Raw genomic sequence first — 23048 nt, forward strand, 5'->3', positions numbered from 1 at the left:
ATGGTGTCAGTACCTGATCCGCGGGTCGAACACCGTATAGGCGCAATCGACAACAAGATTGATGAACACGTAGACGAACGCGAAGAAGAGCGTCAGGCCCTGGATGACCGGGTAGTCGCGCGCCAGCACGGCTTCCACCACCAGCCGGCCGAGGCCGGGGATGTTGAATACCGATTCCGTCACGACGACGCCGCTGATCAGCAGCGCGATGCCCACGCCCACGACCGTGGCGATGGGCACGGCGGCATTGCGCAGCGCATGCCCGAGCAGCACGCCGGTTTCGCCCAGGCCCTTGGAACGGGCCGTGCGGATGAAATCCTCGCCCATGACCTCGATGACGCTGGTGCGCGTGATGCGGGCGATCAGCGCCACGTAGACGGTGGACAGCGCCAGCGAAGGCAGGATGAGCCGGTGCAGGAAAGGCCAGAAACCTTTTTCCAGCGGCGTATAGCCCTGCACGTTGAACCAGCCCAGCTTGATGGCGAAGATCCAGATCAGCAGATAGCCCGTGACGAACACCGGCACCGAGAATCCCAGCACCGAAAAGCCCATCACCGCGCGATCCAGGAGCTTGCCCTGGCGCCAGGCGGCCAAAACGCCCAGCGGAATGGCGACGATCAGCGTGAACACCAGCGTCAGGACTGCCAGGCTGAGGGAAGGTTCGAGACGCTGTCCGATCAGCTTGGTGACCGGCACGCCGGACATGAGCGAGGTGCCCAGGTCGCCCTGCAGGAGCCTGCCGCCCCAGATGAAGAATTGTTTGACCACCGGCTGGTCCAGGCCCATCGTCTGCCGTATCTGGACGATACGCTCGGGCGTGGCGCCGTCGCCCGCCATGATGATGGCCGGATCCCCGGGGCTGAAACGCAATATCGCAAAGACCACCACCGCGACCATCACCAGTACGGGGATGGTCGCGAGGAGCCGGCGTGAGACAAATGCCAGCATGTAATTCCCCCTGATCTCTATGAGATCTAAGAGGGCCCGCGCGCGCTACCGCAAGCCGCGCGCGGGCCCCTGCCCCTTCAAGGGGCCTTTTTGACGTTCCAGAATGCAAAGACCGGCGCGTGCACCAGGCCCGACAGCTTGGTCGAATAGACGGTGGGCACGGACATCTGGCCCAGCGGCACGTACAGGCCTTCGTCGATGCCGATGCGCTGCACTTCGTCGGCGATCTTCTTCTGTTCGGCCGGGTCGGCGGTGAGCGCCATCTTCGTGCGCAGTTCTTCGATCTGCGGGAAGTCGGGCCAGCCGAACCAGGCGTTGTCGCCGTTGGCCGCGGCCGGGGCCGAGCGCACCGGATCCATCACGTCGGTGGCGTACCAGTTGGTGTTGTGGACGTTCCAGCCGCCTTCGGCGGGCGCGGCCTTCGAGGCGCGGCGGGTGGCCACGCTCTGCCAGTCCATCGCCGCCAGGTTGACGTTGAAGCCGGCCTTGCGCAGCGCCGCGGCCATCACGACCGGTTGCGCCGACAGCGTGCCGACGTCGGTGGCGTGCATGACCAGGATGGGCGTGTTGTCGTAGCCCGCTTCCTTGAGCAGCGCCTTGGCCTTCTCGATGTTCGACGGAACGACCATTTCCTTGCCGATATCGCTTTCCAGCGGCGTGCCGCAGCCCCACAGCGAAGCGCAGGTCTTCCAGTACTTGGGATTGCCCACCAGCGCCTTCATCACGTCTTCCTGGCCGATCGCGTACATGGCGGCCTGGCGGATCTTCTTGTTGTCGAAGGGCGGGTACTTGAAGTTGAAGCGGTACATCGTGAAGTAGCCGACCGGGCTGAGCGACTCTTCCTTCAGATCCTTGTTGCCTTCGATCATCGGCAACAGGTCATACGGGAACTGCTCGACGAAGTCGATCTCGCCGCCGAGCAGCGCGTTGGCGGTGGTCAGCGCGTCGGGCATGACGTCCCACTCGACCTTGTCCACGTTGACGACCTTGCCGCCGGCCAGGCCGCTGACGGGTTCCTTGCGCGGCACGTAGTCGGTGTTCTTGACGTAGACGGTCTTCACGCCCGGCTTGAATTCGGCGATCTTGAACGGACCCGAACCGGTCATGTCGGTGATGGGCTTGCCGATGGGCTGTTCGGCGATGCGCTTGGGCATCATGAACGGCGCGGTGCCGGTGGGCTTGGACAGGGCGCGCAGCGCCAGGTCCGTGGGTTCCTTCATGACGATGCGAAAGCTCTTGTCGTCGATGACTTCGATCTTGTCGGTGAACTTGAGCAGCGTGCGGCCCATGCCGTCGCCCGCGGCCCAGCGCTTGATCGACGCGACGCAGTCCTCGGCCGTCACCGGCTGGCCGTCGTGCCACTTCTGGCCGGGGCGCAGCGTCATGGTGTAGGTCTTGCCGTCGGGCGAGACCTCCCACTTCTCAAGCATCTGCGGCTGCACCTTGTTGTCGGCATCGGTGGCCAGCAAGGTGTCGTAGATCATGTAGCCGTGCCACGTCGTGATGTAGGCGGTGGTGGCGTGCGGATCGGTCAGGCGCAGAGGCGAGTGCATCACCGTCTTGATGACGGTCTCGGCGTAGGCGCCGTGAGCCATCGCGAGAGTGACGCCGGCCAATGCGGCCGCTCGGACAAACTTGAGCATGTAATTTCCCCTTGAAGCGTAGTGAGCGGCGCGATGGGCCGCTACGTCGTTGACGCGCCGCGCAACGGCGGCGCGCGAGGGTCAGGCTGTCGCTGCGGCCCGGCCGTCGAATACCGGTCCGCAAGGCGCCATTCTGATACCGGGACGCAACCGTGTCCATGGTTGTTTTGCCGCATCCATCAGCATGGAGCCGGGGGCGGCGCAGACCAGGATCGTGTGCGCGATGGCGGTGAAATCGGCGCGAAAATGCGCCGAACTCTTGACCACCAGGATCGCCGCGCGCGTGGGTTCCACGCCCGCGAAGCGGAACATTTCCTGATCGGCCATCTGCACCTTGTTGGAGGCGACGATGATGCGCACGCCGCCGATGCGCAGGCAGGCGCTGGCGCCCAGGTCCATGTGAAAGCCGCGATAGAACGCGCCATGCGTATCGAAGCGTCCGTCGGACGTTTTCTCGACGATGAATTCGGCGTCCAGGGGGGCGTCGTCGGGAATACCCGAATGTCCACCCAGTGCAATCCGCAGCGTGTTGCCTTCGCCGGCGCGGTGCGCGGCCAGCGCGGCGGCGGGGTCCACGATCAGGCCGATGGCGGTATCGCGCGCGTCGTGGCGGATCAACGCGCGCAGCAGGCCGGTGGTGTCGGAACTGCCGCCCGCGCCGGGGTTGTCCTGCGCGTCGGCAATCACCACCGGCTTGTTGGCGCCGCGGGCGAGCCGCAGCGCTTCCTGCACGGCTTCGTCCGGCGTGTAGAGCCTGCCGCCGAAGTCCTGCTCCGCATTGAGCACCGCGCGCGCCATCTCGTCGGCGGCGGCGTCGGCGTCGGCCTGCGTTGCGCCGTAGGCCCAGACCGTGGGCGCGCATTCGGGAAAGTCCGCGGCCGGAAAACCGGTCGCAAAAGACACGCTTGCCGCGCCGCGCGCTTCCATGTCGCCCACCCGCTGGTACAGGCTGCGCGCCGGCTCGATATCGGTGGACTGCCAGCACAGGGAAATCAGGAAGGGCAGGCTGCGCAGGGCCACATAATGGCGCGGCACGCCGGCAAGGCGCTGCGCCAGCAGGCCGGCGGCGCGCTGCCCGGTCTCGGCCATGTCGATGTGGGGATAGGTGCGATAGCAGACCAGCGCGTCGGCATGGCGCACCATGGCGCGGGTCACGTTGGCGTGCAGGTCCAGGCTGGCCACGACCGGCACGTCCGGACCGACCAGTTCGCGCACGCGTTTGAGGAGCTCTCCTTCGCCGTCGTCCAGGTGCTCGGTGACCATGGCGCCGTGCAGGTCCAGATAGACGCCGTCCAGCGGCAGCGCCTGCGACAGGCCCTGCAGGATCATCGCGCTGATGCGTTCGAACGCATCGCGGGTAACGTGGCCGGAGGGGCTCGCGGCGGCCCACGTCGTGGGTATCAGCGCATGCTGCCCCATGGCCTCGATGAAGCCCGCCACCGGAATGTTCGCCCCCGCCACCGCCTCGAACATCGCGGGTCCGCTGACCAGCTTCGGCCACCCCCCACCCTTGTCCGCAAAATCCTCCCACGCCGCGCGCGACGGCGCGAACGTATTGGTCTCATGCTGAAAGCCGCCGATCCCGATGCGCATCAGGTTTCCCCTTGTCGTACTGATGTTCGGAAAGCGCGGCATTCGCCGCGCCAGTGTCAGTGCTTCATGGCGCTACATAGCCATCCGCATCGCATGCGAGGCAAGGCGCCACAATCTGGCAATACTTCCCCAAGCGCGGTCGCGCGGATCCGGGCTCCGCCGGTCCGCTGCGACGCCCCCTGGGGGGAGGCGCTACGCGCCTCGGGGGGGGCCTTATTTCGCCACAGGCATCGTGAATTCGGCGCCCTTGGCGATGCTGTCCGGCCAGCGCTGCATCACGCTCTTGTAGCGGGAATAGAAGCGGATGCCTTCCTCGCCATACGCGTGGTGGTCGCCGAACAGCGAGCGCTTCCAGCCGCCGAACGAATGCCAGGCCATGGGCACGGGGATGGGCACGTTGATGCCCACCATGCCCACCTTGATCTGGCGGGCGAAGGCGCGCGCCACGCCGCCGTCGGAGGTGAAGCATGCGACGCCGTTGCCGAACTCATGCGCGTTGATCAGCTCCACCGCGCTGGCGAAGTCCGGCACGCGCACGATGCACAGCACCGGTCCGAAGATCTCTTCGCGGTAGATGTTCATCGCGGGCTTCACGTTGTCGAACAGCGTGCCGCCCAGGAAGAAGCCCTTCTCGTTGCCGGGCACCGTCAGGTCGCGGCCATCGACCACGAGGTCGGCGCCGCTGGCGATGCCGTCCTCGATGTAGCCCATCACCTTCTTGCGATGCTGCGCGGTCACCAGCGGGCCCATTTCGGCGTCGGCCTGCATGCCGTCCTTGACCACCAGCGCCTTGACGCGCGGCGTGAGGCGTTCGACGACCTTGTCGGCCACGTCGCCCACCGCCACGGCCACCGAGATGGCCATGCAGCGTTCGCCCGCGGAACCGTAGGCCGCGCCCATCAGCGCGTCGGTCACCTGGTCCAGGTCGGCGTCGGGCATGACCACGAGATGGTTCTTGGCGCCACCCAGCGCCTGCACGCGCTTGCCGCGCTTGGTGCCTTCGGCGTAGATGTACTCCGCGATGGGCGTGGAACCGACGAAGGACAACGCCTCGACGTCCGGGTGCGAAATCAGCGCGTCCACGGCGAGCTTGTCGCCATGCACCACGTTGAAGACGCCGGCGGGCAGGCCCGCTTCGGCCAGCAGTTCGGCCAGGCGCACGGAGGCGGAGGGATCGCGTTCGGACGGCTTGAGGACAAAGGTGTTGCCGCAGGCGATGGCGACGGGGAACATCCAGCACGGCACCATCATCGGGAAGTTGAACGGCGTGATGCCGGCCACCACGCCCAGCGCCTGGCGCATGCTCCAGTTGTCGATGCCGCCGCCGATCTGGTCGGAATACTGGCCCTTGAGCAGTTGCGGAATGCCGCAGGCGAATTCGACGATCTCGATGCCGCGCATCACTTCGCCCTTGGCGTCCGAAAACACCTTGCCGTGTTCACGGGTGATCAGCTCGGCCAGTTCGTCCTGGTGCTTGTCCAGCAGCGCCTTGAAGTTGAAGAGGATGCGGGCGCGCTTGAGCGCGGGCGTCTCGGACCAGGCGGGGAAGGCCGCCTTGGCGGCGGCCACGGCCAGCGCCACGTCGTCGTTGGAGGCCAGGGGGATCGCCGAGCAGATCTCGCCGGTGGCCGGATTGAAGCCGTCGGCGTAGCGGCTGCTGCCGCCCTCGTAGGGTTGGCCGTTGATGAAATGGGAAATCTTCTTCATGGGTGTAAGGCTCGATGCGGGAATTCGTCAAGAATGCGGTGGGCGGCCGCGCGGGCCGCCCGTCTGCGGAACTGGCGCCCTGGGCGGGCGCGCGGCTGGGGAATACTCAGGCAACCTCTTTCAGGATCTTGCCGATCTGCTCGAAGATCTGGCCGATCTGGGCTTCGTCGATGATGAGCGGGGGCGAGACGGCGATGATATCGCCGGTATAGCGCACCATCAGGCCGCTGTCGAAGCAGCGCTGGAAGACTTCGGCGGCGCGTGCGCCGGGGGCGCCCTCGCGCGGGGCCAGTTCTATGCCGGACACCAGGCCCAGGTTGCGCACGTCGATGACGTGCGGCGCGCCCTTCAGGCCGTGGGCCGCGTCTTGGAAAGCGCCGGACAGCTTGCGCGCGCGGCCGAACAGGTCTTCGCGGCGATAGATGTCCAGGGTGGCCAGGATGGCGGCGGCCGCCAGGGGGTGCGCCGAATAGGTATAGCCGTGGAAGAACTCGATGCCGCCCGCCGGTCCGTTGACGATGGCGTCATGCACCTCGCGCTTGACCGCGACCGCGCCGGCCGGGACGGCGGCGTTGCTCACGCCCTTGGCCATGGCGATGATGTCCGGCGTCACGCCGAAGAACTCGGAAGCCGTGGCGGCGCCCAGGCGGCCGTAGGCGGTGATGACCTCATCGAAAATCAGCAGGATGCCGTGCTTGGCGGTGATTTCGCGCAGCTTTTCGAGGTAGCCCTTGGGCGGGATCAGCACACCCGTGGAGCCGGCCATGGGCTCGACGATCACGGCGGCGATGGTCGAGGGGTCGTGCAGGGCGATGATGCGTTCCAGCTCGTCGGCCAGGTGGGCGCCCCAGGCGGGCTGGCCCTTCGAGTAGGCGTTGTGTTCCAGGTTATGGGTGTGGGGCAGGTGGTCCACGGCGGGCAGCAAGGCGCCCGAGAAGGTCTTGCGGTTGGCCGAAATGCCGCCCACCGAGATGCCGCCAAAACCCACGCCGTGGTAGCCGCGCTCGCGCCCGATCAGGCGGGTGCGCTGGCCTTCGCCGCGCGCGCGGTGGTAGGCCAGGGCGATCTTCAGCGTGGTGTCCACGGATTCGGAGCCGGAGTTCGTGAAGAACACGCGGTCCAGGCCCTGCGGCATCAGGCCCGCGACGGCGGTGGCGGCCTCGAAGGCGAGCGGGTGGCCAAGCTGGAAGCCCGGCGCGTAATCCATGACGCCGGCCTGGCGGGCGATCGCCTCGACGATTTCCTCGCGGCCGTGCCCGGCGTTCACGCACCACAGGCCGGCGGTGCCGTCCAGGATCTGGCGCCCATCGGTGGACGTGTAGTACATGCCTTTGGCCTTGGCCAGCATGCGCGGCTGGGCCTTGAACTGCTTGTTGGCCGTGAAAGGCATCCAGAGATGGGACAGGTCGGGCAACTGGGCGGGGGCGTTCATGGTGACTCCGGAAGAGGGACAACCGCGGCCGCCGCGAAACGCGCGCAGGCAGCGGGATTCGGACGATTCTGGAACGTCCCGCCGCGAATGAAAATATACAATCCGCGCATTTGGCGCTAACTGTATAGTTACAGGCACCACAACTGTACAGTTAGTCCGTGATCGACTTCCAACCCATCCGCGGCCGCGGGGCCGCGCCCACCCTCGTCGAGCAGTTGGTCGCGGCCATCCTGCGCGCCGTGGAGGCGCAGACCCTGCGTCCGGGTATGTCCCTACCCTCGGTCCGCGAGTTTGCGCGCCAGCATGGTGTCAGCACCTTCACGGTGGCCAGCGCCTACAGCCGCCTGGTGTCGCAGGGCTGGCTGGCCGCCCGCCCCGGCGCGGGCTACCGGGTGGCCTCGCCGGACGCGCCGGCGCGGCGCGCCGAACCCTTGTCCTGGGAGCCGCCCCGGCTGAATGCCGGGTGGCTGCTGTCGGACATCTTCGCGGACCATTCCATCCCCATCAAGTCGGGCTGCGGCTGGCTGCCGGGCGAGTGGCTGAACGAGGAAGGGCTGCACATGGCGTTGCGCCACATGGGGCGCGTGCCGGCGATGCGCATCGCGAACTACGGCCATCCGTATGGCTACGCGCCGCTGCGCGAGACCATCGCCGCCAGCCTGAGCGCGCAGGGCATGGAGGTCGAGGTGTCGCAGGTGCTGCTGACGCAGGGCGTCACGCATGGCCTGGACACGGTGATCCGCACCTTGCTGCGGCCCGGCGACACGGTCGTTGTCGAGCAGCCGGCCTATGCCAACCTGCTGCAGTTGTTGCGCCTGGCGGGCCTGCGCGTCATTGCGGTGCCGCGCAGCATCGACGGCCTGGATTGCGACGCGCTCGAGCGCGTGGCGGCCCAGCACCGGCCGCGCGCGCTCTTCATCAATACCGCGCTGCAGAATCCCTCGGGGGCGAGCATCAGCATGCCCAATGCGTTCCGCATCCTGCAGGCGGCCGAGCGCCACGGGCTGTGGGTCATCGAAGACGACATCTCGCGCGAACTGGCGCCGGGCGTGACGCCGATGCTGGCGGCGCTGGACGGCGCGCGCCGGGTCGTCTACCTGGGCGGCTACTCCAAGGTCATCAGCCCGTCCGTGCGGGTGGGCTATGTGGTGGCGCACCGCGACCTGGTCCGGGACATCGCGCGCACCAAGATGGCGGTCGGCCTGACCACGCCCGAGATCATGGAACGCATCGTGCACCAAGTGATCCGCGAAGGCCGATACCGCGCGCACATCGCGCGTACCCGCGAGCGGCTGGCGCAGGCGCACACGGAAGTGGCCGAACAGATGCGCCAGCATGGCTTCGAGATCCATGGACGGCCGCAGGGCGGGCTGTTCCTGTGGGCCAAGGTGGCGGGGCAATGGCGCGAACGCGGCGCCAACGGCCTGGCGGAGCTGGCGCTCAAGGACGGGATCTGGCTGGCGCCCGGGTCCTACTTCGAGGCCGATGAGGCCGACACGCCGTGGGTGCGCTTCAATGTGGCGTATTCGGCGGCGCCCGCGCTCTGGCGCTTCATGCGCAATGCGGGCGCGGCATAGGCCGGCCCGGCCAGGACATCAGACGCGTTCGTAGGTGACGAAGTCGTAGCGGTAGCCGTTCTCGGCGGGCTGGGGCTCGCGCGCCGTTTCCTTCCATTGGAACGACGGCAGCAGCGGGAAGAACGCGTCGCCCTCGACCTCGGCATGGACCTCGGTCGCCAGCACGCGCCGGGCGAGCGGCAGGGCCTGCGCGTAGATCTGCGCGCCGCCGATCACAAAGGCTTCCTGGACGTCGCCACAGGCGGCCACGGCGGCCTCCAGCGTCGGCGCCAGGATGGCGCCGGCGGCGCTGAAATCGGGGTTGCGGCTGATGACGATGTTGCTGCGGCCGGGCAGGGGGCGGCCCAGCGAGTCCCAGGTCTTGCGGCCCATGATGATGGGGTGGCCCAGCGTGCTGCGCTTGAAGTGCGCCAGGTCGCCCGGCAGCTTCCAGGGCAGGGCGTTGTCGCGCCCGATGGCGCGATTGAGGGAGTAGGCGACGATCAGGGTAAGGCTGGCGGGCATGCGTGCTGGCAACGGTAAGGGTTGGGCCGGAGAAACGCCGTAAGCGTAGCAAATTGCGCCGGCCCCGGCCGGTCACTGCACCGCGTGTTCCAGGAATTCGGTGGCTGGCATGGGCTTGCCCAGGAGGAATCCCTGCAACGAATCGCAACCCAGCCCGGTCAGGAATTTCTGCTGCGCCGCCGTTTCCACGCCTTCGGCGACGATGCGCAGATTGAGCTGCTGCGCCAGGGCGACGATGGCCGCGACGATGGCCGCGTCTTCATGGTCGTGATCGAGCTGGTTCACGAAGCCGCGGTCGATCTTCAGCTCGGTGGCTGGCAGCCGCTTCAGATACAGCAGGCTGGAGTAGCCCGTGCCGAAGTCGTCGATGGAGATCGTCACGCCCAGCTCGGACAGGCGTTTGAGCACCGTCATGCTGGCTTCGGCGTCGCGCATGGCCGTCGATTCGGTCACCTCGATCGTCAGGCAGGACGGCGGGATCGCATGCCGCGCCAGCGCCGAACGCACGGTTTCGACCAGGGTGGCATGCGCGAACTGCAGCGCCGAGATATTCACCGCGATGGTCCAGTGGCCCTGGCCGACGTCGATCCATTCCCGCATCTGGCGGCAGGCCTCGTTGATCACCCAATCGCCAATCGACAGGATCAGGCCGGTCTTCTCAGCCGTGGGGATGAACTGGTCCGGGCCCACCAGGCCGCGCGTCGGATGGTTCCAGCGCAGCAGCGCCTCGGCGCCCATGATCGGGCCGGCAGGCGCCTCGTACTTGGGCTGGTAGTGCAGGACGAACTCGCCGCGCTCCTGCGCCAGGCGCAGGTCGTGCAAGAGCTCGATCTGCTCGTGCGCATCCGCGTTCATGGAGGGCTCGAAGAAGCTGTAGCCGGTGCCGCCCAGCCGCTTGGCGTGGTACATGGCGGCGTCGGCATTGGTCAGCAGGGCGTGCGTGTCCTCGCCGTCGTTCGGATAGACCGCAATGCCCACGCTGGACGTGACCAGCACTTCGTGGCCGTAGACCGTGACGGGGCGGGCGATGGCGTCGATCAGGCGGTCGGCGACGTTGGCCGCGTCGGTGGGTTCGAGCACTTCGCTCAGCACGATGAATTCATCGCCGCCCAGGCGGGCGACCGTGTCCTGGGTGCGCAGGGCCTGCCGGATGCGTTGCGCCAGGTCGATGAGCAGCGCGTCCCCGGTGTGGTGTCCGTAGGCGTCATTGACCGCCTTGAAGCCGTCCAGGTCGAAGAACAGCACCGCAAAATGGCCTCGGCGGCGGCTGGCGCTTTCGATGGCCTGTTCCAGCCGGTCTTCCAGAAGAATGCGGTTGGGCAGTTTGGTCAGCGTGTCGTGCAGCGCGAGCTGCACCAGTTCCTCGTTGGCCTCGGCCAGCGACGAGGCGAGGGCGGACGTGCGCGCTTCGAGCCGGTTGTCCAGCACCGCGACGACCAGGGCGATCGCCAGCACGCTCAGCGTGACGGCGGTCACGGCGATGGCCAGCCAGCCGGCCGAGATGCCGGCGTCGGCGGCCATGCAGATGCTGCCTGCCGGAAAGCCCGCCGCCTCCATGCCCGTATAGTGCATGCCCACGATCGCCAGTCCCATGACCACCGCGGCCAGCGGGCGCGACAGCGCCACGCGCGGACCATCCTGGCGCAACCGGTACGTGATCCACAGCGCCGCGCCCGAGGCGGCAATGGCGATGACCACGGAAAGCGCGAACCACCGCGGGTCGTAGTCGATCCCGGGCGACATGCGCATTGCGGCCATGCCGAGATAGTGCATGGCGGCGATGCCCGAGCCCATCAGCACGGCGCCCGCGGCCAGGCGCCCGGCGGGCAATTCGTCCTTGCAGACCATCCACAGCGCGAAGGCCGAGCAGCCGATGGCGATGGCCAGGGACAGCACGGTCAGGGGCAGGTCGTAGCCCATCGCGATGGGCAGGCTGAACGCGAGCATGCCCACGAAATGCATGGCCCAGATCCCGACCCCCATCGCGAACGCGCCGCCCGCCAGCCAGTACTTCGCGGCGGGCAGCCCGCTCGATGCCCTCACGCGGTTGGCCATGCCCAACGCCGTGTATGACGCCAGGACGGCGACCCCTAGGGATACGAGGACGAGCGAAGGGTTATAAGTTCCAACGAGCATTTGTGAGGTCCTGTCCTAAGCGCATACAGCCGCGGCGCGGGGCACGAATTTCAAATCAATTGGTAGTCAACAGTTGCATTCCGAACGCAAGGAGGTTCCTGCTCTCGACGCTGGCTATTCTCACACTCTCTTTATAGGGATGGGGGATCGGGCGGAGCAACGCCAGCGGTCGGCGGAGTTCGGGCGAGCGGCATGGCGCGCCCATGGAGCCGGTCGAAAGCGGCGGGGCGCGCAGCATGCTGGACGCGCGTCCGTGGCTAAGGGATGGGTTATACCGAAAACGCGCTTCCAGAAGCTCACCAATCTTCACCTGCTGTGGGGCGTGCAAGGAACCGGGGGCCGGGCGGCTGCCCGGCGCGTTGTTGATGCGCCCTGAAAGGCGGGCGCCGGCGCGCGGCCGGCGCACAAATCAAACGGCCATGGCGGCCGTGAGCGGTGCGTGATGGGTGTAGCCGGACAGGGAGAAGTCGCCCGGCTCGACCTTTTCCAGCCATTCGGGCTCGTAGCGGCCCGTCACGGCGAAATCGGGGATGCGGTCCGAGAGGACGAGGCGGGGAGACTCGTACGGCGTTCGAGTCAGTTGCTCGCGCAGCATCGGCAGATGGTTTTCGTAAATGTGCGCATCGCCGATGAAGTAGGTGAACCACCGGGGCGTGTAGCCGGTCAGGCGTCCCACCAGGTGCAGCAGGGCCGCCCCTTCGGTCAGGTTGAAGGGCGTGCCCAGGCCCACGTCATTGGAACGGATATAGAGGCAAAGCGAGATCTCGCGCGTCGTGGCGTTGGGCAGGAACTGATACAGCAGGTGGCAGGGAGGCAGCGCCATTTCCTCGATCTGGGCCCAGTTCCAGCCGTGGAACAGGATGCGGCGGTCGCCCGGACGCTCATGGATGGTATCCAGGCATTGCCGCAACTGGTCGACGGCCTTGTACATCAGTACCTTGGGGGCGCCGCCTTCGTCCAGGTCGGCCACCTTGGCGTAGCCGCGCGACAGGGCGTCTTCGATCTGCGCCGTGCGGCTGGCGTCCAGCACCTTGTAGGCCGGCCACTGGCGCCACTGCACGCCGTAGACGGGGCCGAGGTCATCCGGGCCTTCGCGGTAGGGGTTCGCCAGCCACTGGGCGTTTTCGTTGGCATTCTGGTCCCAGACCTTGCAGCCGAGGTCGCGGAATTCCGCCGCGCTGCGGGAGGCTCGCAGGAAACCCACCATTTCACCGATGGCCGACTTGAAGGCCAGCTTCTTGGTCGTCACGGCGGGAAAGCCCTGCTGCAGGTCAAAGCGCAGCGAGGCGCCCGGCATGCTGAGGGTGCGGATGCCGGTGCGGTTTTCCTGCCACGAGCCCGTGTCTAGGATGGATTGAACGAGGTCCAGGTATTGTTTCATGGCGATCCTTGTGCCTGCCCGCCCGGCGGGTCAAGCACGCGCGCCGCCGCGATTGTGTCGCGGCGGCGCCTGTATGAAGATAAGGCAAGCCGAATTACACCACGGCCGCGCGGGGCGGCTCAGGCGGTGGCGGCGGCTTCCTGGGTGTCGACGATGTCGACTGAAAAAGTCATGGCCGCGGTCTTTTCCAGCATGGCCGAGGCCGAGCAGTATTTCTCGTGGGACAGTTGCACGGCGCGCTCGACCGCCGCGCGCGGCAGGTTGCGGCCCGTGACGGTAAAAGCGAAGTGAATGCGGGTGAAAACCTTGGGGTCGGCATCGGCGCGCTCGGCCTGCAGCTTGACGCTGCAGCCGGTGACGGCGTGGCGGCCGCGCTTGAGGATGAGCACCACGTCATAGGCGGTGCAGCCGCCCGTGCCGGCCAGCAGCATTTCCATGGGGCGGGGCGCCAGGTTGTGTCCGCCGCCGTCCACGGCGCCGTCCATCACGGCCACATGGCCGCTGCCCGTGCTGGCGGTAAAGAGCATGCCATTGGGGCCGCCCCAGTCGATCGTGCATTCCATTTGCGTGAGTCCTTGAGCTTTGAGCGCTTGAGCGCAGTCAATGGCTGATGATACCCGTTGCGTACAATCCCGGACACGAGAACCCCGCCCCGCGATAGGGGCGGAGTGCGTCTGATTTGCCTAGGAGCTGCCATGTCCACCACGTTGCCCAAACCCGGTCCCGTCTCGCTTCGGCGCCGCCACGGTCCCCTCGACGCCTTGCTGGCCGAAGCGGATCGCGCGTTGCGGGTATTGTCGGGCAGCGCCAGCGCCGGCCGGCCGTATCCGGCCACCGCGCAGGAATCGCCGCAAGCCATGTCGGCGCAGGAAAAACGCCACGCGGCCGGGCTCATGCGGGTCAATCACGTCGGCGAAGTCTGCGCCCAGGCGCTGTACCGCGGCCAGGCCTCCGTGTGCCGGGACCCCGCGCCCCGCGCGCTCCTGCTCAACGCCGCCGCCGAAGAGGTCGACCATCTGGTCTGGTGCAACGAGCGCCTGACCGAACTGGGCAGCCGTCCCAGCCTGCTGAATCCGGTCTGGTACGCCGGGTCGTTTGCCCTCGGCCTCATGGCGAGCGTGGCCGGGGTGCCGCGCAATCTGGGCTTCATGGCCGAAACCGAAAGACAGGTCGAGGACCATCTGGACGAACATCTACGCACCTTGCCGGTGCAAGACGAACGGTCGCGCCAGATCGTCCAGAGGATGAAAGAGGACGAGGCCCAGCACCGCGCCAGCGCCGAGCAGGCGGGGGGCGTGCCGCTGCCCACGCCCGTGAAATCGGCCATGCGGGCCATGTCCAAGGTCATGACGACCACCGCCTACTGGATCTGAAACGGGGCCGCTAAAAATGTTGCAATGCGCAAATCAGGCTGCGTCGTGGTGCCTGATGCACCTATTTGGTGCGATTTCCAGGGTGGGATTACCCGTTGTTTTCTAGGGTTAGTCCGCAACGGGTAAACCCCTTCGGCACAAACCCGGTTTTTTGGAAGGACGTTGATTGGCGCGGCTTTCCACAGGGGGCGCGCAAAATTTGCGGCGAAAAAGCAACGCAGGAACCCTCGCTGAAAACAGCGCAAAAAAATTCTTGCAACGCACAAAAAACATGGGTACTATTCAGTCATCGGATGTTGAAACGCAGACGGCGCGGTGAAAAACCCCGTCAGCGCAGTGAGCAGAAGGCCCGCTCCCAACATGCCACGGTTGTCTCCTCCACCCTCCTCCTTTGGTGGATTTAGCCCGAGATCTCACGATCTCGGGCTTTTTTTTGCCTCGGATTATTCTGTCCCTATTTGTTAGAAGCGGTAAGTCCGCCGCGCCAGACCGCCGGCGCATTGCCGCTCGTCGGACTTCGCGTTTTCCCTTGGATATTTCGCGTGCCCGCGGGCGGAACGCTCTACAATCGCTTCATGAAACCAGTACTGCCGGGCGCTGGCGCGCCAGCGCCTTCCTGTCACCTGCGCGGCGGACACAACGCCCGCTTGCGCGAGTTACGTTCTGTGCCGCGGAATTGCACTTCTTTATCCCTCCCATATATGGGCGTTACACCTGCCTCCGATAATGGCGGGCCTGTCTCGATAGACCAACCAGAGGTGATCCAGTGACCTGGCTGTATATATGCGTGGTCGCGTTCATGGTGGGGGGACTCATCGTGGCGTCCGAGCGCTGGCATGGCGCTTTTACCGGCGATAGCGACCTCAACAAGCCCCAAGCCAATCATTCCCGCGCGACGCCCCGCGTCGGCGGTCTGGCGGTGCTTGCCGGTACGCTGGCCGGTTTGCTGGTCCTCGGACCCAGCAACATGACCCTTACCTGGCTGTGGCCCGCGCTCTTCGTCGCGGCGTTGCCCGTTTTTGTGGCCGGCTTGCTTGAAGACATCACCAAAGATATCGGCGCCAGCAAACGCCTGCTGGCGGCCTTCCTGTCCGCGGCCATCGCGTGGTGGCTGCTTGGCGGCGTCAGCCGTGTCGGCATGGCGCCTGTGGATTACGTGCTTTCGTTCTGGCCGGTCTCGCTGCTGTTCACCATGTTCGCGGTGGGCGGCTGTACCCATGCCCTGAACATCGTCGACGGCATGAACGGCCTGGCCGGCATGGTCGCCACCCTGATGGCGGTGTCCATCAGCCTCGTGGCGCTGCAGGTCGGCGACGTGCCGATCTTCCTGGTGGCGGCGGCGCTGGCGTCGGCGACCCTGGGCTTCCTGGTGTGGAATTTCCCGTTCGGGCGTGTGTTCCTGGGCGATGGCGGCGCGTATTTCCTGGGCTTCATGCTGGCCGAGCTGGCCGTGCTGCTGGTTGTGCGCAACCCGTCGGTGTCGCCGTTCTATGCCCTGGCGGTCCTGTTCTACCCCGTCTTCGAAACCGGATTCTCGATCTGGCGCCGGCGCTTCAAGCGCGGTGTGCCGGTGGACCAGCCGGATGCGTTGCACCTGCACCAGCTCGTGTTCCGCCGCCTGGTCCGTGTCACCTTCAGCCGCGGCCGGCGCCATGCCGTGCCCGCGCTTTGCAATGCGCTGGCGTCCCCGTACATGTGGGTCCTGGCGCTGATCGGGCTGGTGCCGGCCACGATCTGGTGGGACAACGCCTGGGCCCTGAGCGCCAGCCTGGTTGTCTTCGCCAGCGTCTACATCTGGCTGTATGCGCGCCTGGTCTCCTGGCGCCGCCCGGGTTGGCTGTTGCTGCCGTCCGTGCTGCGAACCACCGATTAGTTTGAGTGCCCCGGCGATCGCCGCCGGGGGCTCGGTATCCATCACCAGACCATCTTTAAAATGCCGTAAACGTTCTACGGTGAAGGGAGAGTTATGTTGCGAATCCAGGATGTGAAACTCGCTGTCGTCGGCCTTGGCTACGTCGGTCTGCCCCTGGCCGTGGAGTTCGGCAAGAAGCGCCCGGTCATCGGCTTTGACATCAACACGCGCCGTATCGACGCGTTGAAGGCGGGCCACGACCACACGCTGGAAGTCAGCGATGCCGAATTGGCCGAAGCCAAACAGCTGAGCTACACCGCCGATCGCGCTGAATTGGGCGAAGCCAACGTCTTCATCGTGACCGTGCCGACTCCCATCGACGAGTACAAGCAGCCGGACCTGACCCCGTTGGTCAAGGCCAGCGAGACCATCGGCGCGGTGCTCAAGCGCGGCGACATCGTGATTTACGAATCCACCGTCTATCCCGGCGCCACCGAGGAAGACTGCGTGCCGGTCCTGGAGCGCGTGTCGGGCCTGAAGTACAACGTGGACTTCTACGCCGGCTACAGCCCCGAGCGCATCAACCCGGGCGACAAGGAACACCGCGTCAGCACCATCAAGAAGGTCACTTCCGGCTCCACGCCGGAAGTCGCCGAACTGGTGGACCAGCTCTACAAGGAAATCATCACCGCCGGCACGCACAAGGCGCCGACCATCCGCGTGGCCGAGGCCGCCAAGGTGATCGAAAACACCCAGCGCGACGTGAACATCGCGCTGATCAACGAGCTGGCGCTGATCTTCAACAAGATGGACATCGACACCGAAGCCGTCCTGCAGGCGGCCGGCACCAAGTGGAACTTCCTGCCGTTCCGCCCGGGCCTGGTGGGCGGCCACTGCATCGGCGTGGATCCGTACTACCTGACGCACAAGGCGCAGTCCATCGGCTACCACCCTGAAATCATCCTGGCGGGCCGCCGCCTGAACGATTCGATGGGCGGCTACGTGGTGTCGCAGCTGGTCAAGTGCATGACCAAGCGCCGCATCCACGTGCAGGGCGCGCGCGTGCTCGTGATGGGCCTTGCCTTCAAGGAAAACTGCCCCGACCTGCGCAACACGCGCATCGTGGACATCGTGCGCGAGCTGGGCGACTACAACGTCGAAGTGGACGTCTACGACCCGTGGGTCGATGCCGACGAAGCCATGCACGAGTACGGCCTGACCCCGGTGGCCAAGCCCGAGGAAGGCAAGTACGACGCCGTGATCCTGGCGGTGGCGCACAACCAGTTCAAGGACATGGGCGCGGCGGGCATCCGCAAGCTCGGCAAGGCCGACCACATCCTGTACGACCTGAAGTACGTGCTGTCGCCCGCCGACTCCGACCTGCGTCTGTAAAGGATCCAGCGATGACCACACGATTCGAGACTGTCACCCAGGAACTGACCGCCGCGCCGCGCAAGTGGCTGGTGACCGGCTGCGCCGGCTTCATCGGTTCGAACCTGCTGGAGACCCTGCTCAAGCTGGGCCAGACCGTCACCGGCCTGGACAACTTCGCCACCGGCCACCAGCGCAACCTGGACGAGGTGCGCGCGTCCGTCTCCCCGGAACAATGGGCGCGCTTCACCTTCATCGAAGGCGATATCCGCGACCTGGACGCGTGCCGACGCGCCGCCGACGGCGTGGACTTCGTGCTGCACCAGGCCGCGTTGGGGTCGGTGCCGCGTTCGCTCAATGACCCCATAACCACCAACGAAGTCAACATCAGCGGCTTCCTGAACATGCTGGTGGCGGCGCGCGACGCCAAGGTCAAGTCGTTCGTCTATGCGGCGTCCAGCTCCACCTACGGCGACCATCCGGCCCTGCCCAAGGTCGAAGAAAACATCGGCAAGCCCCTGTCGCCCTATGCGGTGACCAAGTACGTCAACGAACTGTACGCCGACGTCTTCGCGCGCTCGTACGGTTTCGAGACGGTGGGCCTGCGCTACTTCAACGTGTTCGGCAAGCGCCAGGACCCGGACGGCGCCTATGCCGCCGTGATCCCGAAGTGGACCGCCGCGATGATCCAGGGCAAGGACGTCACCATCAATGGCGACGGCGAGACCAGCCGCGATTTCTGCTTTGTGGAAAACGCGGTGCAGGCCAACATCCTGGGCGCGATGGCCGCGCCCGAGGCCCGCAACCAGGTCTACAACGTGGCGGTCAGCGGCCGCAGCACCCTGAACCAGCTCTTCAGCTTCCTGGTGCAGGCTCTGGGCAACCAGGGCGTGGACTACGGCAAGCAGCCGGTCTACGGCGACTTCCGCGCGGGTGACGTGCGTCACTCCCAGGCCGACATCGGCAAGGCCAGCCGCCTGCTGGGCTACGCGCCCACGCACACGGTGCTGCAAGGCCTGGAAGTCGCCATGCCCTGGTACACGCAATTCCTGCGTTGATTTGAAAGCACTCGTCCGAAAACTCGGCAACATCCACCCGGACCATCAGCGCATCTTCAAAGGCGCGTTCCGGGTGGCGGTGTTTCTGTTGCTGGGCAAGGCCGCCGGCGCCATCAAGGAGATGGCGGTGGCGTACCGCTACGGCGTCAGCGACGCCGTGGACGCCTACCAATTCACGATGACCATGGCCACCTGGCTGCCGGTCACGATCGTGGGCGTGCTGTCGGTGGTGCTGATTCCGGTGCTGGTGCGCCTGCACCGCGCCGGCGGGGCCGAGAAAGCCCTTTTCCTGCGCGAACTGCAGGGTTGGGTCGCCGCCGCCGGCGTCGCGCTGGCCCTGCTGACGTGGTTTGCCTGGCCCTATGTGGTGGACCGGCTGGGGCAGGGCCTGTCGGCGCAGGTGCGCGACATGACGGGCGACCTGCTCGTGGCCTTTGCGCCCGTGGCGGCATTGCTGCTGGTCGCCGGCATCAGCGCCGCGCGGCTGCGCGCGCAGGAGCGGCACGTCAATACGCTGCTGGACAGCGTGCCGGCCGTGACGACGCTCGCGTGGGTCATGCTGGCCGCCAGCGCGGACGGCGTCGGGCCGCTGTTGTGGGGCACGCTGGTCGGTTATGCCATCCAGACCGTCTGGCTGGCCTGGCTGGCGGCGCGCGCCGACGGCGGATTCTGGGGCGCGCCGCGCCTGTCGCTGTCATCCCCGCACTGGCCCGAGCTGATGGGCGCGGCGGGCGTGATGCTGATCGGCCAGGTTGCCATGAGCTTCGTGGGCCCGCTGGACCAGTACGCGGCCGCCAACCTGGGCGCCAACGCCAACGCGACACTGGGCTACGCCAGCCGGCTGCTTTCGCTGCTGCTGGGCATCGGCGCGGTATCCGTGGGGCGCGCCGCGCTGCCGGTGCTGGCCGACGTGCAGGCGCGCGGCGACACGGCGCGCGCACGCAGCATGGCCCTCAAGTGGTCGCTGCTGATGGTGGGGGCGGGCGCCGCCGCGGTGGCGCTGGGCTGGGTCCTGGCGCCGTGGGGCGTGTCGGTGCTGTTCCAGCGGGGCGCGTTCACCGCCGAAAACACCGCCGCCGTCGCGCACGTGCTGCGCTGGGGGCTGCTGCAGCTTCCGTTCTATTTTGGCGTGCTGATCCTGGTGCAACTGCTGGCCAGCCAGAACCGCTACCGCATCATGGCCGCGATCGCCGTCGGCAATTTCGCGCTGAAGGCCGTGCTGAACACCGTGCTTGCGCCCCGCATGGGCGCGGCCGGCATCATGCTGGCGACCAGCCTCATGTATGTGCTGTCCTTCGCGTGCTACCTGGCGGTGGCGATGCGCAAGGCCGAACCCAAGGAGGCCGATTGAATGTCCGTAGCCGACTCCGCCCGTCCGGCGCGCGTGTTGCTGTTCATCCATTCCCTGCACGGCGGGGGCGCTGAGCGCGTCGCCGCCGACCTGAGCGCCCATTGGGCGGCCGAGGGCAGCGAGGTCATGGTGGTCACGCAGGCCAGCGCCGAAGGCGACGTCTACGCGCTGCACCCCAAGGTGCGGCGCGAGGTCCTGCATACCGCGGGCGAGGGCGGCGGGTTGCGCGGCATCCTGAGCAACCTGCAGCGGGTGCGCGCGCTGCGGCGCGTGGTCAAGGCCTTCCGGCCGGACATCGTGCTGGGCATGATGACCACCGCGTCGGTGCTGTCCGTCCTGGCCTGCGCGGGACTGGGCTGCCGCGTTATCGCCACCGAGCACACCCATCCGCCGTCCCAGACCCTGTCGGGCTTCTGGCAGCGGCTGCGCCGCCTGACCTATCCGCGCGCCGCGCGCGTGGTCGCGCTGACCCGGGGCACCGCGGACTGGCTGGAACAGCACGTGCCCGGCTCCCGGCTGGCGGTCATCCCCAATCCCGTCCACTTCCCCCTGCCGCGCGCCGAGCCCATCCTGCCGCCGGCCGCGCAGGAAGGCCGCAAGCGGCTGCTGGCGGTCGGGCGCCTGCATGGCGACAAGGGATTCGACCTGTTGATCCAGGCCTTCGCGCGGCTGGCGCCATCGCATCCTGCGTGGGATCTGGTTATCCTGGGCGAGGGCGGCGAGCGCCAGGCGCTGGAGGCGCAGGTGACCGAGGCGGGGCTGCAGTCGCGTGTGTCGATGCCGGGGCGCGCCGGCAACGTCGGCGACTGGTACGACAGCGCTGATCTTTACGTGCTGACCTCGCGCTTCGAGGGGCTGTCCAACACCTTGCTGGAATCCATGGCGAGCGGGCTCGCGGCGGTGTCGTTCGATTGCGATACCGGGCCCCGCGAGATCGTGCGCGACGGCATCGACGGCGTGCTGGTGCGGCCCAACGGCGACGTGGCCGCGCTGTGCAAGGCGCTGGACGCCGTCATGAGCGATGACAATGGCCGCGCGCGCATGGCGCGGGCGGCAACGGACGTGCGCGACCGCTTCTCGGCCGCGCGCGTGCTGCGGAAATGGCAGGAACTTTTTGACGGCGTGCGGGCGACGGGCCGCTAGGGCCCCGCGCGCGCCGTTGCTACGGTGACCACGAGAATCTCATCATGTGTGGAATAGTCGGAATTTGGGGCCCGGTGGGGAACAAGGAACATGTGCTGGCGGAGAGCTGCCGGCGCATCCGCCATCGCGGGCCTGACAGCAACGGGTTCTGGGAAGACGCTGACGCCGACCTGGCGCTGGCGCATGTGCGCCTGGCGATTCTGGACCTGACCGAAGCGGGCCACCAGCCCATGACGTCCGCCTGCGGCCGCTACGTGATGGTGTTCAACGGCGAAATCTACAACCACCTGGACATCCGCAAGCAGCTCGAACAGTCGGGGGCGGCGCCTGCGTGGCGCGGGCATTCGGACACCGAAACCCTGCTCGCGGGCTTTACCGCGCTGGGTATCGAGTCCACGCTGCAGGCCGCGGTCGGCATGTTCGCCATCGCGCTGTGGGACAGGGCCTCGCGCAAGCTCGTGCTGGCGCGCGACCGCATGGGCGAGAAGCCGCTTTACTACGGCTATTCCGGCGCGGCGCTGGTGTTCGCCTCGGAACTGAAGGGGCTGATGCCCATTCCGGGCTTTGGCCGCAACCTGAACCGCAACGCGCTGGCCTCGTTCATGCGGCACAACTACATCCCGGCGCCGCAGTCCATCTACGAGGGTATCGCCAAGCTGCCGCCCGGCACATGGGTCGAGTTCACGGCCGACGACGCCCGCAGCCGGCGCATGCCGGAACCGCGTGTGTACTGGTCGGCGCGCGCGGCCGCCGATGCGGCCGCGCAGTCCCGGCTGTCGTTCGAGTCCGATGCGCAGGCCACGGACGCGCTGGAAAAGGTGCTGTCCAAGGCCGTGGGCGGCCAGATGCTGTCCGACGTGAGCCTGGGCGCCTTCCTGTCCGGGGGCATCGATTCGTCGACCATCGTGGCGCTGATGCAGGCGCAAAGCTCGCAGCCGGTGCGCACCTTCGCCATCGGCTTCCATGAAAAGGGCTACGACGAGGCGCAGCACGCGAAGGCCGTGGCCACGCACCTGGGCACCGACCACACCGAACTCTACGTCACCGCGGACGACGCGCTGGCCGTCGTGCCCACCCTGGCCGACATGTATGACGAGCCCTTTGCCGATTCCTCGCAGATCCCGACATCGCTGGTGACGCGCATGGCGCGCCAGCACGTCACCGTGGCCCTGTCCGGCGATGGCGGCGACGAGCTCTTCGGCGGCTATTCGCGTTATTTCCGCGTGGACAACTGGTGGCGCCAGTTCGAGCGCGTGCCCGGGCTGCTGCGCAAGCCCGCGGGCGCGATGCTCAGCGCCTCCACCCATCTGCCGGGCCGGGGCGCCTGGCGCGGCAAGGTGGGCAAGCTGGGCGAGCTGCTGCGCGCCGATACGCGCGGGGAGTTCTATCGCCTCTTCGTGTCTTACTGGTCGGACCCGGCCCGCGTGGTGAAGGGCGGCGTCGAGCCCGTGTCGGAATTCGAGCGCGCCATGCAGGGATCCACCTTCTTCGAGTCGATGATGAAGCTGGACACGGTGACCTACCTGCCCGACGACATCCTGGTCAAGGTGGACCGCGCGGCCATGGCGGTCAGCCTGGAAACCCGCGTGCCGCTGATCGACCACCGCGTCTATGAATTCGCCTGGAGCCTGCCGCACCAGTACAAGGTGCGCGGCAGCACGGGCAAGTGGCTGCTGCGCCAGGTGCTGCACCGCCATGTGCCGCAGGCCCTGGTCGACCGCCCCAAGCGCGGCTTTGCCGTGCCCCTGGCCGCGTGGCTGCGCGGCCCCTTGCGCGAATGGGCCGATGCGCTGCTCGACCCGGCGCGCCTGCGCCAGGAAGGGTGGTTCGAACCCGAGCCCATCCTGCGCAAGTGGCGCGAGCACACTTCCGGCCATCGCAACTGGGACAGCCATCTGTGGGGCGTGCTGATGATGCAGGCCTGGCTGGACCGCTACCGGGCGGGCATGGATCAAGGGGGACCGATTGAGGACCGTTGA

The 23048-nt window shown here is 67.0% G+C and carries 17 protein-coding genes; 8 read left to right on the forward strand and 9 right to left on the reverse strand.

The window, feature by feature from the left end; genetic code table 11:
• Window positions 1-6: 6 nt before the first annotated feature.
• The 5 genes from BMW75_RS17030 to BMW75_RS17050 all read right to left on the reverse strand — a co-directional run bounded on the left by BMW75_RS17030 (window position 7) and on the right by BMW75_RS17050 (window position 7323).
• Window positions 7-948 (reverse strand): ABC transporter permease, encoded by a 942-nt coding sequence (locus tag BMW75_RS17030; RefSeq protein WP_076516810.1) that lies wholly within the window; start codon window positions 946-948, stop codon window positions 7-9.
• A gap of 77 nt (window positions 949-1025) precedes the next feature.
• Complete coding sequence (locus BMW75_RS17035) at window positions 1026-2591, reverse strand: ABC transporter substrate-binding protein (protein ID WP_076516808.1); 1566 nt, start codon at window positions 2589-2591, stop codon at window positions 1026-1028.
• An 81-nt stretch (window positions 2592-2672) separates the two neighbouring features.
• A complete protein-coding gene (locus BMW75_RS17040) occupies window positions 2673-4184 on the reverse strand; it encodes a M81 family metallopeptidase (RefSeq protein ID WP_076516806.1) in 1512 nt (503 codons plus the stop codon).
• A 213-nt stretch (window positions 4185-4397) separates the two neighbouring features.
• A complete protein-coding gene (locus tag BMW75_RS17045; RefSeq protein ID WP_092581069.1) occupies window positions 4398-5891 on the reverse strand; it encodes a CoA-acylating methylmalonate-semialdehyde dehydrogenase in 1494 nt (497 codons plus the stop codon).
• Window positions 5892-5997: 106 nt separating this feature from the next.
• A complete protein-coding gene (locus tag BMW75_RS17050; RefSeq protein WP_076516802.1) occupies window positions 5998-7323 on the reverse strand; it encodes an omega-aminotransferase AptA in 1326 nt (441 codons plus the stop codon).
• A 158-nt stretch (window positions 7324-7481) separates the two neighbouring features.
• On the opposite strand from BMW75_RS17050, the gene BMW75_RS17055 reads away from it, so the two are divergent.
• The gene (locus BMW75_RS17055) at window positions 7482-8900 is read left to right on the forward strand and encodes an aminotransferase-like domain-containing protein (RefSeq protein WP_092581071.1); all 1419 of its coding nucleotides are present in this window, start codon (window positions 7482-7484) and stop codon (window positions 8898-8900) included.
• A gap of 18 nt (window positions 8901-8918) precedes the next feature.
• Here BMW75_RS17055 and BMW75_RS17060 read toward each other — a convergent pair whose 3' ends face one another.
• The 4 genes from BMW75_RS17060 to BMW75_RS17075 all read right to left on the reverse strand — a co-directional run bounded on the left by BMW75_RS17060 (window position 8919) and on the right by BMW75_RS17075 (window position 13484).
• Window positions 8919-9404: a dihydrofolate reductase gene (locus BMW75_RS17060; RefSeq protein ID WP_092581073.1), complete on the reverse strand. Its 486-nt coding sequence runs from the start codon at window positions 9402-9404 to the stop codon at window positions 8919-8921.
• Window positions 9405-9476: 72 nt separating this feature from the next.
• Window positions 9477-11540 (reverse strand): putative bifunctional diguanylate cyclase/phosphodiesterase, encoded by a 2064-nt coding sequence (locus tag BMW75_RS17065; RefSeq protein ID WP_092581075.1) that lies wholly within the window; start codon window positions 11538-11540, stop codon window positions 9477-9479.
• A 409-nt stretch (window positions 11541-11949) separates the two neighbouring features.
• Window positions 11950-12921 (reverse strand): thymidylate synthase, encoded by a 972-nt coding sequence (locus tag BMW75_RS17070; protein ID WP_092581077.1) that lies wholly within the window; start codon window positions 12919-12921, stop codon window positions 11950-11952.
• Between the two features lie 119 nt (window positions 12922-13040).
• A complete protein-coding gene (locus BMW75_RS17075; protein WP_076516792.1) occupies window positions 13041-13484 on the reverse strand; it encodes an OsmC family protein in 444 nt (147 codons plus the stop codon).
• A 132-nt stretch (window positions 13485-13616) separates the two neighbouring features.
• On the opposite strand from BMW75_RS17075, the gene coq7 reads away from it, so the two are divergent.
• From coq7 to asnB, 7 genes are all read left to right on the forward strand, one after another.
• Window positions 13617-14294 (forward strand): 2-polyprenyl-3-methyl-6-methoxy-1,4-benzoquinone monooxygenase, encoded by a 678-nt coding sequence (gene coq7 / locus BMW75_RS17080; RefSeq protein WP_092581079.1) that lies wholly within the window; start codon window positions 13617-13619, stop codon window positions 14292-14294.
• Between the two features lie 766 nt (window positions 14295-15060).
• A complete protein-coding gene (locus BMW75_RS17085) occupies window positions 15061-16167 on the forward strand; it encodes an MraY family glycosyltransferase (RefSeq protein WP_056325286.1) in 1107 nt (368 codons plus the stop codon).
• 93 nt (window positions 16168-16260) lie between these two features.
• Window positions 16261-17538 (forward strand): Vi polysaccharide biosynthesis UDP-N-acetylglucosamine C-6 dehydrogenase TviB, encoded by a 1278-nt coding sequence (gene tviB / locus BMW75_RS17090; protein WP_092581082.1) that lies wholly within the window; start codon window positions 16261-16263, stop codon window positions 17536-17538.
• Window positions 17539-17549: 11 nt separating this feature from the next.
• A complete protein-coding gene (locus BMW75_RS17095) occupies window positions 17550-18575 on the forward strand; it encodes an SDR family oxidoreductase (protein WP_092581084.1) in 1026 nt (341 codons plus the stop codon).
• A 1-nt stretch (window position 18576) separates the two neighbouring features.
• Entirely contained in the window at window positions 18577-19926 is a 1350-nt protein-coding gene (gene murJ / locus BMW75_RS17100; protein WP_092581086.1) for a murein biosynthesis integral membrane protein MurJ, read from the forward strand.
• Window positions 19927-21069 (forward strand): glycosyltransferase family 4 protein, encoded by a 1143-nt coding sequence (locus BMW75_RS17105; RefSeq protein WP_092581088.1) that lies wholly within the window; start codon window positions 19927-19929, stop codon window positions 21067-21069. It abuts the gene before it with no gap.
• A 44-nt stretch (window positions 21070-21113) separates the two neighbouring features.
• Complete coding sequence (asnB, locus tag BMW75_RS17110; RefSeq protein ID WP_092581090.1) at window positions 21114-23048, forward strand: asparagine synthase (glutamine-hydrolyzing); 1935 nt, start codon at window positions 21114-21116, stop codon at window positions 23046-23048.

It is taken from the genome of Achromobacter sp. NFACC18-2 (genome assembly GCF_900108985.1).
Lineage (GTDB): Bacteria > Pseudomonadota > Gammaproteobacteria > Burkholderiales > Burkholderiaceae_B > Achromobacter.